The organism is Sphingobium sp. B2, from assembly GCF_007693735.1.
In the GTDB taxonomy this organism is placed as follows: domain Bacteria; phylum Pseudomonadota; class Alphaproteobacteria; order Sphingomonadales; family Sphingomonadaceae; genus Sphingobium; species Sphingobium xenophagum.
The window spans coordinates 2750865-2766800 of the sequence record NZ_VDBZ01000001.1 but is presented as its reverse complement, the minus strand read 5'-3'; the positions used below and the strand labels follow the sequence as shown (position 1 = coordinate 2766800).

General features: G+C 62.9%; 16 protein-coding genes and 1 pseudogene. 9 read left to right on the top strand and 8 right to left on the bottom strand.

Going from position 1 to position 15936, the window contains the following annotated elements; genetic code table 11:
* Positions 1 to 48: 48 nt before the first annotated feature.
* The 3 genes from FE851_RS13560 to FE851_RS13550 all read right to left on the bottom strand — a co-directional run bounded on the left by FE851_RS13560 (position 49) and on the right by FE851_RS13550 (position 3580).
* Entirely contained in the window at positions 49 to 1380 is a 1332-nt protein-coding gene (locus FE851_RS13560) for a dicarboxylate/amino acid:cation symporter (protein ID WP_026149480.1), read from the bottom strand.
* Between the two features lie 179 nt (positions 1381 to 1559).
* Positions 1560 to 2135, bottom strand: a complete 576-nt coding sequence (pdxH, locus tag FE851_RS13555) for a pyridoxamine 5'-phosphate oxidase (protein WP_145203149.1) — start codon at positions 2133 to 2135, stop codon at positions 1560 to 1562.
* Positions 2136 to 2236: 101 nt separating this feature from the next.
* Positions 2237 to 3580 (bottom strand): hypothetical protein, encoded by a 1344-nt coding sequence (locus tag FE851_RS13550; protein ID WP_145203145.1) that lies wholly within the window; start codon positions 3578 to 3580, stop codon positions 2237 to 2239.
* A 180-nt stretch (positions 3581 to 3760) separates the two neighbouring features.
* Here FE851_RS13550 and FE851_RS13545 point away from each other — a divergent pair, with 180 nt between their 5' ends.
* Genes FE851_RS13545 through aroC form a run of 6 tightly spaced genes read left to right on the top strand, consistent with a single transcriptional unit; the run spans position 3761 to position 8113 of the window.
* Positions 3761 to 4666, top strand: coding sequence for a DnaJ C-terminal domain-containing protein (locus tag FE851_RS13545; RefSeq protein ID WP_145203142.1), 906 nt, complete (start codon positions 3761 to 3763; stop codon positions 4664 to 4666).
* A gap of 15 nt (positions 4667 to 4681) precedes the next feature.
* Positions 4682 to 5617 (top strand): YihY/virulence factor BrkB family protein, encoded by a 936-nt coding sequence (locus FE851_RS13540; RefSeq protein ID WP_026149482.1) that lies wholly within the window; start codon positions 4682 to 4684, stop codon positions 5615 to 5617.
* A gap of 17 nt (positions 5618 to 5634) precedes the next feature.
* Positions 5635 to 6441 carry an enoyl-ACP reductase FabI gene (fabI, locus tag FE851_RS13535; RefSeq protein ID WP_017183545.1) on the top strand — a complete coding sequence of 269 codons (807 nt, stop codon included), beginning with the start codon at positions 5635 to 5637 and terminating at the stop codon, positions 6439 to 6441.
* 4 nt (positions 6442 to 6445) lie between these two features.
* Positions 6446 to 6685, top strand: a complete 240-nt coding sequence (locus FE851_RS13530) for a DUF4160 domain-containing protein (protein WP_017183544.1) — start codon at positions 6446 to 6448, stop codon at positions 6683 to 6685.
* Positions 6678 to 7031, top strand: a complete 354-nt coding sequence (locus FE851_RS13525) for a DUF2442 domain-containing protein (protein ID WP_017183543.1) — start codon at positions 6678 to 6680, stop codon at positions 7029 to 7031. The genes FE851_RS13530 and FE851_RS13525 overlap by 8 nt, the downstream gene beginning before the upstream one ends.
* Positions 7028 to 8113 (top strand): chorismate synthase, encoded by a 1086-nt coding sequence (gene aroC / locus FE851_RS13520; protein ID WP_145203138.1) that lies wholly within the window; start codon positions 7028 to 7030, stop codon positions 8111 to 8113. The genes FE851_RS13525 and aroC overlap by 4 nt, the downstream gene beginning before the upstream one ends.
* A gap of 212 nt (positions 8114 to 8325) precedes the next feature.
* Here aroC and FE851_RS13515 read toward each other — a convergent pair whose 3' ends face one another.
* From FE851_RS13515 to FE851_RS13505, 3 genes are read right to left on the bottom strand one after another with little or no spacing between them, the layout of a single operon-like run.
* Entirely contained in the window at positions 8326 to 9663 is a 1338-nt protein-coding gene (locus FE851_RS13515; RefSeq protein WP_261370932.1) for a TadE/TadG family type IV pilus assembly protein, read from the bottom strand.
* A gap of 7 nt (positions 9664 to 9670) precedes the next feature.
* Positions 9671 to 10219 carry a TadE/TadG family type IV pilus assembly protein gene (locus tag FE851_RS13510; RefSeq protein ID WP_107123413.1) on the bottom strand — a complete coding sequence of 183 codons (549 nt, stop codon included), beginning with the start codon at positions 10217 to 10219 and terminating at the stop codon, positions 9671 to 9673.
* A 1-nt stretch (position 10220) separates the two neighbouring features.
* Positions 10221 to 10760, bottom strand: a complete 540-nt coding sequence (locus tag FE851_RS13505; protein WP_261370931.1) for a TadE/TadG family type IV pilus assembly protein — start codon at positions 10758 to 10760, stop codon at positions 10221 to 10223.
* Positions 10761 to 10960: 200 nt separating this feature from the next.
* On the opposite strand from FE851_RS13505, the gene FE851_RS13500 reads away from it, so the two are divergent.
* Both FE851_RS13500 and FE851_RS13495 read left to right on the top strand, forming a co-directional pair.
* On the top strand, positions 10961 to 12742 hold the full coding sequence (locus tag FE851_RS13500; RefSeq protein ID WP_145203135.1) for an SLC13 family permease: 1782 nt from the start codon (positions 10961 to 10963) through the stop codon (positions 12740 to 12742).
* An 80-nt stretch (positions 12743 to 12822) separates the two neighbouring features.
* On the top strand, positions 12823 to 13611 hold the full coding sequence (locus FE851_RS13495; protein ID WP_145203132.1) for a PhzF family phenazine biosynthesis protein: 789 nt from the start codon (positions 12823 to 12825) through the stop codon (positions 13609 to 13611).
* Here FE851_RS13495 and FE851_RS13490 read toward each other — a convergent pair.
* Positions 13608 to 14732: a serine hydrolase domain-containing protein gene (locus FE851_RS13490; protein ID WP_145203130.1), complete on the bottom strand. Its 1125-nt coding sequence runs from the start codon at positions 14730 to 14732 to the stop codon at positions 13608 to 13610. The two genes, FE851_RS13495 and FE851_RS13490, sit on opposite strands and share 4 nt — an antisense overlap.
* 38 nt (positions 14733 to 14770) lie before the next feature.
* Between FE851_RS13490 and FE851_RS13485 the strand changes: the two genes are divergently transcribed.
* Positions 14771 to 15091, top strand: coding sequence for a hypothetical protein (locus FE851_RS13485; RefSeq protein ID WP_145203127.1), 321 nt, complete (start codon positions 14771 to 14773; stop codon positions 15089 to 15091).
* Positions 15092 to 15524: 433 nt separating this feature from the next.
* Here FE851_RS13485 and FE851_RS13475 read toward each other — a convergent pair.
* Positions 15525 to 15872 (bottom strand): annotated as a pseudogene (locus FE851_RS13475) (GIY-YIG nuclease family protein); the annotation flags it as partial.
* Between the last annotated feature and the right edge of the window lie 64 nt (positions 15873 to 15936).

The window sequence follows — 15936 nt, the reverse complement described above, 5'->3', positions numbered from 1 at the left end:
CGACGTTTGGACTGGGTTCCCGCCTGCGCGGGAACACTATAGCGTCGGTTACCCCTTACGCTCTTCCTCCAGCATGTCCGGGGCCAGTTCCAGCCCGGCGCGGCCATGCGCGGCGGTATGCGCCGGTGCCTTGGGATGGGGCACGTCGATCGGCTCCTCGACCTCCAGCATCCCTTCCCATTTGGTGATCACCGACGTCGCGATGGCATTGCCCAGCACGTTGGTCGCGGTACGGCCCATGTCCATGAAATGATCGACCGCCAGGATGAAGGCGACGCCCTCGACCGGCAGGTCGAACTGGCCCAGCGTGGCGGCGACCACCACAAGGCTGGCGCGCGGCACGGCGGCGATGCCCTTGCTGGTTACCATCAGCACCAGCAGGATCGTGATCTGCGTCGCGATCGGCAAATCGATGCCATAGGCCTGCGCGATGAAGATGGTCGCGAAGGTCGAATACATCATCGACCCGTCAAGGTTGAAGCTATAGCCCAGCGGCAGCACGAAGCTGTAGATGCGGCGCGGCACGCCGAAGCGATCCAGTTGCTCCAGCATCTTGGGATAGGCGGCTTCGGACGATGCGGTGGAGAAAGCGATCAATATCGGTTCGCGGACATAGCGGACCAGCTTGAACATCCGCTTGCCCAGGAAGATCGATCCCGCCGCGAACAGCAGCAGCCACAGCGCGCCCAGCGCGATATAGAATTCGCCGATCAGCTCGCCAAAGGTGACGAGCACGCCGAGCCCCTCGGTCGTCACGACCGACGCCAGCGCCCCGAACACGGCGAAGGGCGCAACGCGCATGACATAGCCTGTCACCTGCAACATCAGTTCGACCATCGATTCGATGACGGTGACGACCGGCTTGCCCTTCTCCCCGATCGCGGTCAGCGCGACGCCGACGAACAGCGAGAATACGACGATCTGAAGGATCGAATTTTCCGCCATCGCGCCGACCATGGAGGTCGGAAAGACGTGCAGGATGAAATCGCGGAAATTGAGCGCTTCGGTATTCACGCCCGAATCCACGCCCGACCGGACAAGGTTCAGCCCTTCGCCCGGTGCGAAGAAGTTGACGAACATCAGCCCCAGGGTCAGCGAAATCAGGCTGGCGATCACGAACCAGGCGAGCGCCCGCCCGCCGATCCGCCCAAGCGCCGCGCTGTCGCCCATATGGGCGATGCCCGCGACCAGCGTGGAAAATACCAGCGGCGCAATGATCATCTTGATCAAATGCAGAAATATGTCGGCCAGCAGGTGGAAATAACCGGCCACATCCTTGGCCAGCGTCTTGTCGCTGCCAACCCACAGATTGGCCGCGAAGCCGACAATCACCCCCAAAACCATGCCGGTGAGAATGAAGGCGGTCAGTCTGTTACGCATCCGTGTCCCTCTAGGCCGCAGGAGCCACCGGCTCCGCACTTCTTTTACATGTGTCAGGCCGACACCTAACAGGCCCATGGGCCAGCGGCAATCGGCGCGCGTCGGGGCGCATCTTCATAGACGAACCAGCGGGCGGTTTCCGCGCCTCGCTTCGTCCGGAATGGCGGCGTCAGAAGCCTTTAGGGGTAAAGCAGCCCTTCGCTCCAGCCTGCGCCCGTGCGGGTGAAGACTCGCCGCTCATGCAGGCGATGCTCGCGATCCTGCCAGAATTCGATCCGTTCCGGCCTGACGCAAAAGCCCGACCAGTGCGGCGGGCGCGGCACCGGGCCACCCTCGAACCGCGCCCGTTCCGCCTCATACCGGTCCATGAAGGTCTGACGGTCGGGCAGGGGGCGGGACTGGTCGGATGCCCATGCGCCCAACTGGCTGTCGCGGCTACGGGTTGCGAAATAGGCGTCGGCGGTGGCGTCATCGACCGGGCCGACCGGGCCTTCCACCCTGATCTGCCGTCGCACCGATTTCCAGTGGAACAGCAATGCGGCATGGGGATTGGCCAGCAGTTCGCCCGCCTTGCGCCCCTCAAAATTGGTGTAAAAGACAAAGCCGTCCGGGCCATGTCCTTTCAGCAGCACCATCCGCACCGACGGATGACCGCGCGCATCGGCTGTGGCGAGCGCCATGGCATTGCTGTCGTTGATTTCGGTCTCGCGTGCCTGGGCGTACCAGTCGTCGAACAGGGCAAAGGGATCAGTCATGCCCGGTCTTTACGGGCGGGACGCGACGCTGTCGATACGGGCTTGCCGAAGGAAAGGAGCCGAAAGGTGAGGGGGTGCCGATCAGGCACCCCCTCCTATCGTCAGAAGCGGAAGCCCAGACCCGCCGACCAGCTGGTATAGTCGCTGGCCTTGATCAGGTTGAAGTTCAGGCGGATGAGGTCGCGAGCGTTGCGCGCCGATTCTTCGCGGCCCCGGATGCCCAGCGACAGGGTCATCTCGTGGAACGTGTCATAATAGAGCTTGTCGCCGGTATAGTTGGTCAGCGCATAGCTGGCCCGCACCGACGTATTGCGCCCGAACCCGCGGAACTTGAGCGGCAGGTCATAGGCCACCCCGTTACGGAACGCCCAGTTCTTCAGGCCCGGATTGACGTTGTAGCCGGTAAAGCCGGTGCTCATCGTCGATGTATAGCCGACCATGTTACCGATGATCAGCCGACCCCGGCCCAGACCGTTCAGCACATAGCGGCTGGCGATCGTCGTCGAAATCATATGGCCGAGCGAGCCGAGCTGATCCGATCCGGTGATGCCATAGCCGATGCGCGGTTCGAGCGACCAGCGCTGCGCGATCAGCGGAAATTCGACGCCGACGCCGAATTGCGCGGTCGCGGCACGCGCGCCGTTCACTTCGGAATAGCTGATCGGCAGGTCGAATTTCAGCAGGGCGCGGCCGCCTTCGGTCAGGCGGAAGCTGCGTGCGATCCGGCCATCGACGCGCATGAAGTCATAGCGCCCGCCATTTGACGAACCGCCGCTGTAATTGGCGCCCACGATCCACGGATCGCCCGCCGTGTTGGTGCCGCCATTGGCCGCCTGTTCGATCGCCGAATCGCCCGACGACAGGTCCAGGCTGGAGCGGACCAGCCCGCTCTGCACCGAATTGGGATTGCCCGCGAGCGGATCGACCGGCGAATAGCGCGCCAGCGACTTCAGCAACAGGCGGACCAGCCGTTCGGCTTCCGCGCTGTCGACTTCGTCCAGATATTCGTTGAACAGGTCGTAGGACGCCTGGCGCGTCACCCCGTTAAAGCGGTTCTGGTAGGTTTCGCCTTCTGCATCGAGCGCGGGGATGGAGATGCGGAAAACCGGGCTGTTGGTGTCATAAAAGCCATAGATGGGCAGGCCGCGAAAATCGATGACGCCGCTGACCGGGAACAGGTCATTATATTGCGCGCCATAGCGTTCGCGCAAACGCTGCGGATTCATGAAATCCTGACCGTCATTGGCAATGTCCAGGCCATAGCTGTCGGTCCGGGTGATGCCACCCGGCAGGCCCAGCGTCACGCCAATGCGGAACAGGCTCTGCAACTGGTCGAGTTGCTGAGGTGTTGGCGGTGGCGGGCCGACCTGCGCCTGCGCGCTGGTCGTGATCGGGCCGAGCATCGAAAGGGTCGCCACAGCGCCCCAGGCAAATTTCTTGATCATGGTGTAACCCCCAAAACACTCGCATTCCCCACGCGAGACAGGCGGCGGCTAGCAATTGGCGTTGCGCGGCGCATACCCCAAGCGGGGTATGACGGGGGTGTTGCGCATCCATTGCTTGAATGTCGCGCCATCCTCCGCCACATAGTCGCCAAGTGATGCTTTTTCGCAACAGGTAAGATGATGGCCGATCCCTATTCCACATTGGGCGTCGCGCGCGGCGCGACCGACGCGGAGATCAAATCCGCCTATCGCAAGCTGGCCAAGGAACTGCACCCCGACAAGAATCGGGACAATCCCAAGGCGGCCGAGAAATTTTCCGCTGCGACCAACGCCTATGACCTGCTGTCCGACAAGGATAAGCGCGCCCGCTTCGACCGGGGCGAAATTGACGCGGATGGCAATCCGACCGCGCCCTTCGGCTTTGGCGGCGGGGGCGGCGGCGGCTTTCGCGGCCAGCCGGGCGGCTTTGAAACCGGCGGCGCCGATTTCGGCGATATTTTCGAAGGGCTGTTCGGTGGCGCGGGGCGTCGCGCGGGCGGCGGCTTTGGCCGTCAGGCACCGCAACCCAGGGGCGCCAACGTCGCCTATCGGCTGGCGGTGCAATTTGCCGACGCGGCCATATTGGCGCCGCAGCGCATCACGTTGCAGGACGGCAAGACGATCGACCTGAAACTGCCCGCAGGCGTTGAAAGCGGCACGCAGATGCGCCTGTCGGGCAAGGGACAGCAGGGGCCGGGCGGCGCGGGCGACGCGATCGTCACGATCGAAGTGCGGCCGCACCCCTTCTTCACCCGCGATGGCGACAATGTGCGGCTCGACCTGCCCGTCACGCTGGACGAAGCGGTCAAGGGCGGCAAGGTCAAGGTGCCGACCGTCGATGGCCCGGTGATGCTGGGCGTGCCTGCCGGCACCACGTCGGGCAAGACGCTGCGGCTGCGGGGCAAGGGCTTTACCGGCAAGGATGGCACGCGCGGCGACCAGCTGGTCACCCTGATGGTGGACATCCCTGCCGATGATCCGGCGATCCAGGCGCTGGTGGAAAAATGGCAGGATCGGCGGGCGGTGCGCGCCCATCTGGGCGTCTAGGGCGTTATCGGGGGAATGCCGATGCCTTCGCCCCTGTCGCCCGAATCCCGTCGCCACCGTATGGCGGGGCATATCCACCGCCAGATCAATCGCGTCCGCCCCGGATCGCACCCGTTCGAAATCTTCAAGCGGGTCGCGGTCGGCACCTATAGCGACGGGTTCATCCATGCCGGGAATCTCGCCTATCTCTCGCTGATGACGCTGTTCCCCTTCTTCATCGTCGCGGCGGCGGTTGCCAGCATCTTTGGCCGGACGCAGGACGGGGTACAGGCGGTCAACGCCTTCCTGACCACCGTGCCCAGCGGGGTGGCGGATGTCGTGCGCCAGCCGATCAACGATGTGCTGGCCGCCCGGTCCGGTCCCTTGCTGTGGCTGGGCGCGCTGGTGGGCCTGTGGACCGTGGGCAGCCTTATCGAAACGATTCGCGACATTCTGCGCCGCGCCTATGGCACGAAAAGCACCAAGCCCTTCTGGCGCTACCGTCTGGGCGCGGTCGGCATCACGCTGGTCAGCGTCGTCGCGGTGATGTTCGCCTTCTCGCTTCAGGTCGTGATCACCGGCATCGACCAGTTTCTGCAACAGATATTGCCCTGGGCCGATGATGCGATCGCGCTGGTCGCGTCGGCCAAACTGGTGCCGATGGGGATTGTGGGCGTCGCGCTCTGGTCATTGTTCGTCACGCTGACGCCGACCGCCTACAAGGATCGCCGCTTTCCCAAATGGCCCGGCGCGGTCGCCACCGCGCTATGGTGGTACGCCACGACCCTGCTGCTGCCGCCGACCCTGTCGCTGCTGGGCGGTTATGACCGTACCTATGGCAGTCTGGCGGGTGTCATGATCACGCTCATTTTTTTCTTTCTCGTCGGGCTTGGCGTGGTAATTGGCGCGGAACTGAATGCGGCGCTGGCGGAATTTCCCGAAGAGGAAGATGCCCCGGCGGCGGACATCTGAGGGAATGGAACAACGATATGAACGGCTTGATGGCAGGAAAGCGTGGCCTCATCATGGGCCTGGCCAATGACAAGTCGCTGGCCTGGGGCATCGCGAAAGCGTTGCATGAACAGGGTGCGGAACTGGCTTTCTCCTATCAGGGCGACGCGCTGGCCAAGCGGGTGCGGCCCCTGGCGGAACAGGTCGGATCAGATTTTCTGATCGACTGCGACGTCACGGACATGGACAAGCTGGACGCTGCCTTTGCGGAGATAGAGACACGCTGGGGCGGGCTGGACTTCGTGGTGCATGCGATCGGCTTTTCCGACAAGAATGAGCTGCGCGGCCTCTATGTCGACACCAGCCTGGACAATTTCCTGCTGACCATGAACGTGTCTGCTTACAGTTTCGTGGCAGTCACCCGCCGTGCCCGCGCACTGATGCCCAATGGCGGCAGCATCCTGACCTTGAGCTATTATGGCGCGGAAAAGGTCATCCCCCATTACAACGTGATGGGCGTGGCGAAGGCTGCGCTGGAAACGTCGGTCAAATATCTGGCGATGGACCTGGGGCCGGAAAATATCCGCGTCAACGCCATCTCGGCTGGTCCCATCAAGACGCTGGCCGCCAGCGGCATCGGCGACTTCCGCTACATTCTGAAGTGGAACGAACTGAATTCGCCCCTGCGTCGCAACGTGACGATCGAGGATGTCGGCGGCGCGGGCCTCTATCTGTTGTCGGATCTGGCCAGTGGCGTGACCGGCGAAATCCACCATGTCGATGCCGGCTATAACGTCATCGGCATGAAGGCGGAGGACGCCCCGGACATCGCGCTGGACAGGTGAGCGGGTGCCAACGGTCTGGCGCGAAGCCAATCTGCGCATCATGATCTATACAGACGATCACGCGCCGCCCCATGTTCATGTGTTCGGCGCTGGCGAAACAAAGATTGCGTTGATGGGGCAGGGCGAACAAGCGCAGGTCGTACGGATTGTCGGCGCTGATTTGCGCGAGAGTCGACGCGCCCTGCAAATCGTGCGAGAAAAGCGCGATTATCTGATCGAAAAGTGGAACGATATTCATGGGTGAACTGACCCAGGCGCAGTTTCAGGAAGCCGTCAGGCGCGGTGAGCATGATCTGGCGATCAAGCCGCGCGCCCGCGCCGCGCGCTACGATCGGGATAGCGGCCATGTCGTGATCGATCTGGTCAGCGGCGCCACTTTTTCCTTCCCCGCCACCTTGGCGCAGGGGCTGGAACAGGCGAGCGCCGAACAGCTCGGAAAGATTGAGATTGCCGGGGCAGGTTTCGGCCTGCACTGGGAAGAACTGGATGCCGACCTGACCGTCGAAGGATTGCTCGCCGGTCGTTTCGGCAGCGCGCGCTATATGGCGCAGCGTTTCGGCTCCGATTGGGATAGTGAAGCCGCAGAATGAGTTTCAACAGTTTCGGTCGCGTATTCCGCTTCACCACCTGGGGCGAGAGCCATGGTCCTGCCATCGGCGCGGTCGTCGATGGCTGTCCTCCGGGGCTGGACCTGAGCGAGGCCGACATCCAGCCCTGGCTCGACCTGCGCAAGCCCGGCACGTCCAAATTCACCACCCAGCGGCGCGAGGCGGACGAGGTCCGCATCCTGTCGGGCGTGTTTGAAGGGCGGACGACCGGCACGCCGATCAGCCTGATGATCGAAAATACCGACCAGCGATCGAAAGATTATTCGGACGTCGCCAAGGCCTATCGTCCCGGCCATGCCGACTATGCCTATGACGCGAAATATGGATTCCGCGACTATCGCGGCGGCGGGCGTTCGTCGGCGCGGGAAACCGCAAGCCGGGTGGCGGCGGGCGCGGTGGCGCGTGCGGTCATCCCCGAAATCGATATTTTCGCCTATGTCAGCGCCATTGGCGGCGACGCGATAGACTATGCACATTTCGATCCGGCGCTGATCGGGCAAAACCCCTTCTTCTGCCCGGACGCGCAGGCCGCTGTGCGGTGGGAAAAGCTGGTCGATGCGGCGCGCCTTGATGGCTCCTCGCTCGGCGCCGTGGTCGAATGTGTGGCCTCTGGCGTCCCGGCGGGCTGGGGCGCGCCGCTTTACGCCAAGCTCGACAGCGAACTGGCGAGCGCGATGATGAGCATCAATGCGGTCAAGGGCGTCGAGATTGGCGATGGTTTTACCGCCGCCAGCCTGCGCGGCGAACAAAATGCCGATCCGATGCGGCCGGGCGAAGACGGACCCATATTCCCCGCCAATCATGCAGGCGGCATTGCGGGTGGCATCTCGACCGGTCAGCCGATCAAGCTGCGCGTGGCGTTCAAGCCCACCAGTTCCATCCTGATTCCGGTCGAAACGGTCACGCGCGACGGTGCTGCGTCGGACATCATCACCAAGGGGCGGCATGACCCCTGCGTCGGCATTCGTGGCGTGCCCGTGGTCGAAGCGATGATGGCGCTGGTGCTGGCCGACCAGAAATTGCTCCACCGCGCCCAATGCGGCGAACGTCCTGAAACCGACTGACACGCCAAAGCGAAGCGATCCTGCGCCGAAAAGGCGAGACGACTCGGCAAATTTAGGATAGGCTCTGACCCAAGCCCGCCACAGGGCCAGCGGCAGAGCGTAAGCCTGGGGAACGTCACCACGCATGGCGCGGACATGACGACAAAATGTCCCCATACCGCCGCGATACGGGCCAGCCATGCAACCATGGCTGGCCCTTTTCATGCCCCCGACTATTTGGTCAGATGTGCAGCCTGCACTGCCTTCTGGAACAGGCTGGCCAACGCAGCCGACATATCGCTGTCGGTCGTCACCTTGTAATAGAGCCCCGGCGATGCGCAGCTTTCCAGTGGCGGACTGATCTTTTCCGGCGGATTGAGAAATGGCGTGCGCACATTGCTGATCGACCAGCCGTCGGACGCCGATTCCCACAGATATTCCGTGTAGAGCACCGCAATCCGGATTCCCTTGGCCTTGATCGTATCGCACATGGCGGTCGGCATCGGTCCCAGCTGGCGACCGCCCGCATTTTCGTCCCGCATCCCGTCGGTGATCAGGAACATGACGCCCTGGGGCGAATCGCTGCCCTTCTTGGTCCCCGCTCCGGGCACAGGCATGATCGCATTGATGCTGGTCAGGCTCGTGGTGAAGTTGGTCAGCATGTCGCTGTCGTAGATGCCGCACACACGCTGGTTATTCTGGCAAACGGTCAGCAGTTGCGCCTGGGATACCAGCCCCTTGGCCGTATCCAGATCGACCGGCTTGTCCTGGATGGAATGATAGGTCCAGTCGAAATGCCCCAGCGCCATGCGGTAGGTCGCGCCGTTGGCCTGGGCCGTTTCCTTGGCCACATCCACCAGATTTTCGACGGCCGACGTCACCAGGTCGCTTCGCAACGCCAGTTTGAGATCGGTCTTGGCGATATAATAATAATCGACATATTGACCGTTCACCATGCGGGTTCTGCCCGGATTGGTCGATGAAGTGTTGGTTTGATGGCAGGCAAAGGCACAGCCGCCGGTCGCAGCGGTCAACGCCGTCAGCCCGGCCTTTGTCGCTGGCAGGGCCATGGACGGCGACGTGTCGAGTACCATGTAAAAATCGATATTGGGCGCGGTAACGCTCTTGGCGCTGGCGGAACCGCCAATCGCTATGCTGGCGCTGGACAGGATGGCCCCGAAAATATTGTCTGACGCTGCGGCATAGATCACCGTCACATTGCGTTGCAGGGTGGGGGACAGCGTTTCTGTGATGTCGATCTTGACGTCCTTGCCATAGATCAGCCCGTTCAATCCCACGACCTGATCGTCGAAAAAGGCATTGGCGCGCTTTTTTGTTTCATCCAGGTCATTCTTGAGCATCGGCGCGCTGACGGCGTAGAGGGCGGTCGCGTCGGTGATCGCGTTCATCTTGGTCTGCAAACGCGCCGCCCGCGCATAGTCGATGACCATGCCAGCGCCAAACACCAGCGGGATGAGCGAAAAGGCGAAGATCATGATCACATTGCCGCCTTCCTGCCTTAGCAGGCGGCGGACGATGTGGACGATCGAAAGCATAGGGGATTGGCGCATCATCATCTCAATTCATCGGAATGGAGTCGGACCGGCGCGGCAGCATGTAGATGGTGTCGGTCATGGTGATCTTTCCCAGCATGGCGGACGCCACGACCGGCTGATATTCGTAGGTGATCTCGGCCATCAGCACGCTGGACCCTTCCTCGGAAACGCTGTCCGGCAGATCGATTTTCTCGTTCCGCCTGTACCCCTCGCTCACGGTCGATCCGTCAAAGCGGCGGCTCCAGTCCACGCGCGGCTTGTCGGACGGATTGGTCGACAAATGCGTGATCGTGTAGACGCCGGCCTTTGCGTTGTAGGGGGCCATGACCTGGCTGGCGGCGTGCAATATGCTGTCGGTGGTTGCCTGCGTGACCGAACGATATTGGGATGTCAGATCGGCAAGGGTGCGTGTCGTCACGGTCACCTTGCGCGACGCGGAAATGGCGTCGGCAAGCTGGAAGCAGCCAAGATAGAGCAGGATCATGAACGGGGCGAGCAGGGCGAACTCCGTCACCGCGATCGCCCGGCAGTCGCTGGCGTACCGGCGCCACCATGAGAAGAGGCGGCGCATTTCAGTAGGACTCATTCTTGAATACTGATGTCGCGACAAGCAGGCGCCGGCCATTTTTCATGTTGGCAAGCGTGAAGCCCAGCGGTCCGCCGATCGCGGGCATCTGATACATCAGGCGCATGATGACGATGTCACCGGGCCCGCCGGTCAGATATTTCCAGCTGTTGGTGACATTGTTCGAACCGTCATATGTCAATGCCAGCGTGCTGCTGTCGACATCCGCCATGCTGTTTGCCGTGCGTATGTCGATCATCACGTCGGCGCAGTCGACATATTTGGGCAATGTCTTGCACAATTGGGTCTTGAACGCGGACTGGCTGATCCCGTCCGCCTGAACCTGCCCCACGCGAATGGTCCGGCCATTTTTTTCCACCGCGGTTTCGAGAACCTGCTGCGTGAACATGGTGAGCGTGGTCTGCATGACCGCCAACAGCAGGGCGATAAAGGGCGCGGCAACGATTGCAAATTCAATGATTGCGGTACCGCGCTGATCTTGCAGCAGCCGGAATCTCTTGGATTCCATGAAAGAAGATGACGACATATCCATCCTGAAAAGGCTGATGGTCTCTAATGATTGCGCTAACATTAATGCATATTGGTTATGATGTTGTGAATTCGTTCAATCATTATAGGATGCGCGCTTGCCCCCGGCGGACCTGTCCGCCAGCTTTGCGTGCAACGATGTCCAGTTTCCCTCGTTGTGCGAGCGGGGGCGCTTGTGCCGTCGGGGGGTAGGGCCAAATGCATTTCATTATCGCGCTGATGGGCGTGTATCGCGCCGAAATCGGCCTGCTCATCCTGGCGCTGATGTTCGTGTCCTTCGTGCGCGAACGCTATTCGCCCACGGTGATCGCGGTCGTGGGGGCCTGCGCATTCGCACTGTTGGGTCTGCTCAACGAAAAATCGCTCTTTTCGGTTTTTTCCAACAGCGCACCGCTAACCGTCGGGGCGATGTTCGTGCTGTCCGGGTCGCTGATTCGCACCGGCGTGATCAATCGCGTGGCCGACCTCATCATGGCGCGCGCGAAAATACATCCCCGGCTTGCCCTTGCCGAAGTGGCGCTTGGCGCGGCTGTGCTGTCGGCCTTCCTCAACAATACGCCCGTGGTCGTGCTGCTGATCCCGATCATGTTCAAACTGGCGCAGGCGACCGGCTATCCGGTCAAGAAGCTGCTGATCCCGATGAACACGATCGCGGTGCTGGGCGGTTGCCTGACGCTGATCGGCACATCGACCAACCTGATCGTCGCAGGCATCGCCGCTGATCAGGGCATGGCGTCATTTGGCATTTTCGAGATCACGCCCTACGCGCTGGCAGGCGCGGCGGCGGGGATCGTCGCCCTTTTATGCCTGTCCTTCCTGTTGCCCAGCGATCCGCCCTCCATCAGCGGGGAAACGGGCGGCACGGTGCAGGATTATCTGACCGAACTGGTGGTGCCGCACGATAGCGAGTTGATCGGGCGCGAGATTGGCTCGCTGGGCCTGTTCGGCCCCTCCGTCGTGCTGCTCGGCCTCAAGCGCGGAAGCGAGATCAGGCGGCGCGAGATTCTGGACGAGGAGTTGCGGTCGGGCGATCGGCTGATCGTGCGGGCGGACGGCACCGCCATCATGACGCTGCGTGAATCGGGCGGATTTGATCTGGGCGTTGCCGCCGATTCCGCCACGTCAGCGCGCGAAGGCAAGGTGATAGAGGCGATGGTCGCGCCCAGCCATCCCTCCATCGGTGAACGGCTGCTGGACATTCCCTTCCTCCACGCCCTGCGCGTCCGCATCATCGGCATTCACCGTTCGCGCCATCTGCCCGGTCCAGCGCTGGCGGAAGCGCGGGTGCGCGGCGCGGACCGGCTGCTGGTCGCGGGCAGCGACGATGCGATCCGATCGCTCAAGGACAATCCCCATCTGATCGGCGTCGACATCAGCCGCACCCGCGCCTTTCGCCGTAACAAGGCGTGGATCGCCATCGTCGCCATGTCGGCGGTCGTGCTGCTGTCGGCGCTCAACATAATCGGCATCGGCATGGCCGCCTTCATTGCGGTCGGCATCATCCTCGTCACCCGCTGCATCGACCCCGAAGAAGCCTGGGCGGCGATTGACGGCGACGTCCTGATCCTGATCTTCGCGATGCTGGCCGTCGGCCTGGCGCTCGAACAGGCGGGCAGCGTGGCGCTGATGGTCGGCTGGATCACGCCGCTGTTGAAAATCGTGCCGGTCTGGTCCCTGGTGTTCGTCATCTATTTCTTCGCGCTCATATTGTCCGAACTGCTCAGCAACAATGCGGTGGCGGCGCTGCTGACGCCGATCACCATCGCGCTGGCGCAGCAATTGGGGGTCGATCCGCGCCCGCTGATCATCGCCCTGATGATCGGCGCATCGGCCTGCTTCGCAACGCCGATCGGTTATCAGACCAACGCGCTGGTCTACGCCGCTGGCGACTATCGCTTTGCCGATTTCGTGCGGATCGGCGTGCCGATCAACATCGTCGTCGGGCTGGCGGTGTGCGGCGCGCTGGTGGTGCTGGGATAGGCGGCCAATGCCATGCGGGCGGCCCTGTTCACGCCCCGGCCCGCCCGGCATCAGAACGCCCTGTCCAACGAGGAGCCGCCATGCCCAGCCTGCCCTTCACCCAGGTCGACGCCTTTGCCGACGCGCCCTTCAGCGGCAATCCGGCCGCCGTCATGCCGCTTGATCAGTGGCTCGATGATGCAACGCTTCAGGCGATCGCTGCGGAAAACAACCTGTCCGAAACCGCGTTCACGATTCCGGCCCCCGACGATCCGGATGCGGATTATGCGCTGCGCTGGTTCACCCCGACGGTGGAGGTCAAGCTGTGCGGTCATGCGACGCTGGTCAGCGGCCATGTGCTGATCGGCGATCGGGACGCCATCCGTTTCCGCACCCGCCATGCCGGCGTGCTGACGGTCGCGCGGGCCGGGGCGGGCTATGCACTGTCGCTTCCCGCCTGGGATATGGAGGTCAGGCCATTGCCTGATCTGGCGGCGGGCATGGGCGGCGATGTGCTGGAAACGCGCTGGCGGGACGGCGGCTATGCGCTCTTCGTCTATCGCGATGCCGCCGCGATCCGCGCGCTGACGCCCGATTTCGCGGCGCTCCGCACGGCGGGTGACCTGCTGCTGATGGCGACTGCGCCGGGCGATGACAGCGACATCATCAGCCGGGTGTTCGTGCCCGGCGGCGGCGTGGATGAAGATCCCGTCACCGGATCGGCCCATGGCCTGCTCACCCCCTATTGGGCGGCGCGACTGGGCAAGACGGCGATCAGCGCCGTTCAGGCCTCGGCGCGCGGCGGGCGGCTGGGCTGCACGCTGGCGGGCGACCGCGTCATCCTGACCGGCGGGTGCCGCACCGTGATAGAGGGGCGCTTCCTGCTCTAGCCCGGAAACAGCCCGATCAGCCGCGCCAGCGCCGTCTTGACCGCCACCCGCTGTTCCTTGTGCGGCGACATGCCGATCCGCACGATGGTCAACCGCTGTGACGGGGAAACGAGGATATATTGCCCATTATGGCCGACGCAGCCGAACAGGCTGGCGGGCGCCTGTCCCGGCATCAGCGCGCTCTCGCTGCTTTCCCGGTTGAGCCACAGATGCGCGCCATAGGCCGGGTTGCGGGCCGATGGCGTGGTCATGATGTCGATCCATTTTTCCGGCAATATCTGGTGGCCGGTCGGACTGCGGCCCCGGCGACGCAGCAATTCGCCAAAGCGGCCATAATCGCGCGCGGTCATATGCACTATGCTGCCGCCGATCATCGTGCCTGCGGCGTCATATTCCGGGGTCAGGCTGGGCAGGCGTCCCGGCGCCTTCAGCCTGCCGTCGATGAACATCTGCATCGCCCGCCGCCGCGCATCGGGATCGTCGCTATTGGTCAGCATCCGCGTCATCAGGTCGGTCAGGATCATGGTGCTGCCGGTCGAGTAGGAAAAGGTCGATCCGGGCGCATGGGCCAGCGGCTTGGCCTCGGCAAAGCCGCTCATGTCCTGCGCGCCATCGGTAAACAGCATCCGCACCGTGTCGCCAGCGGGCAGCGGGTCGCCATCCTCCACATGGTCCAGCCCCGACGTCATCGTCAGCAACTGGCGCAGCGTAATCCGCCCGCGCGGATCGCCCGGCTGGCGCCACGCATCGACCGGCACCGGCGAGTCCAGCGCCAGCCGCCCGTCCGACACCATCAGCCCGACCAGTACCGCCGTGACGCTCTTGGCGATCGACCAGGACAATAATTTCGTGTCCGGGCCAAAGCCGGGCGCATAACGTTCCGCGATGACCTGCCCGTCGCGCATCACCAGCAAGGCGCGCGTGTCGCCCATATCGGCTTCATCGAACAGCGGGTCGATCGCGGCGCGCAGCGCGGTTTCGCTCACGACGGCGTCAGATGATACGCGATAGAGCGGTTGCGGATCGGCTGCGCGCACGCTCCACATCCCGCCCGCGCCGACCAGCGCAGCCACGGCGACACCCAGACCAAGCCGCTTTACGCTGTTCCATTCCCTCTTCATAAGCCGCGGCCTTAGCCATCCCCAACCGAGTCGGGAATATGCCGGGTCGTCGGACGATCATTTATCTTGCCCTTGCGTTCTGCCTGGCGCTGCTCGTTACGCTGGGCTGGCACTGGAATGCCTTGCGCGATCAGGCCCGGCTGGGCGCCGCCTATGGCGCGCGGCTGACCTGTTCCTGCCGCTATGTCGAAGGGCGCGCCATGGGCAGCTGTGCCGATGACAAGGAACCGGGCATGGCGCTGGTCCGGCTGACCGACCGCCCGGACGACAAGGCCGTGGACGCCAGCGTCCCCCTCATGGCCACCCGCACCGCCCGCTTCCGCCCCGGCTGGGGCTGCCTGCTCGACCCGGTGGACTGAAGCGGACGTTTTCGCTGATCTGGCAGTGATCAGAAGCGACTTTAAAGCCCCTCCCCTTCAGGGGAGGGGTTGGGGTGGGGCGGTGGCTCTCAGGTCATGTCTTGAGAGGAAGCCCCACCCCCGACCCCTCCCCTGAAGGGGAGGGGGGAATGACTGGAAGCGACCAAGAAATTGCCTCTGGAATACGCTGCGCCAAGACTTGGAATCGGCCATTTCCTTCATCGTCACCCCAGCGAAGGCTGGGGTCTCAGGCGTCAGAAGATAACGTCTGACATATCCCGCCAATTTGGATTGGCTTCTTCCACAAGCCGGATTTTCCATTCGCGTTTCCCGGCTTTGAGCGCCTTTTCGCGGGCGCTGGCGATCCTAATATCAGCATGTGGCTCGACCAGAACAAGGCCTGTCTCTTATACACATCTAGATGTGTATAAGAGACAGCGTCTGACATATCCCGCCAATTTGGATTGGCTTCTTCCACCAGCCGGATTTTCCATTCGCGTTGCCAGGCTTTGAGCGCCTCTTCGCGGGCGATGGCGATCCTAATATCATCATGTGGCTCGACCAGAACAAGGCGGGTCAACCCATATTTCTTGCAAAAGGCGGAGCCGGTGCCGTTTCGATGGTGTTGGGCGCGCGCAGCGATGTCGGCTGTGACGCCAATATAGAGGACGCCCCTTGGCTTATTGGTCATGACATAGGTGTAGCCGCCTCGCGCCATATCCAACTGTAGCGCATCTGCGCCTGAGACCCCAGCCTTCGCTGGGGTGACGGTGAAATTCATACCGCCACCCACCCATCCTCGCCCAACACCCCCATCACCCCCAGCATAACGTAACACCCACTGG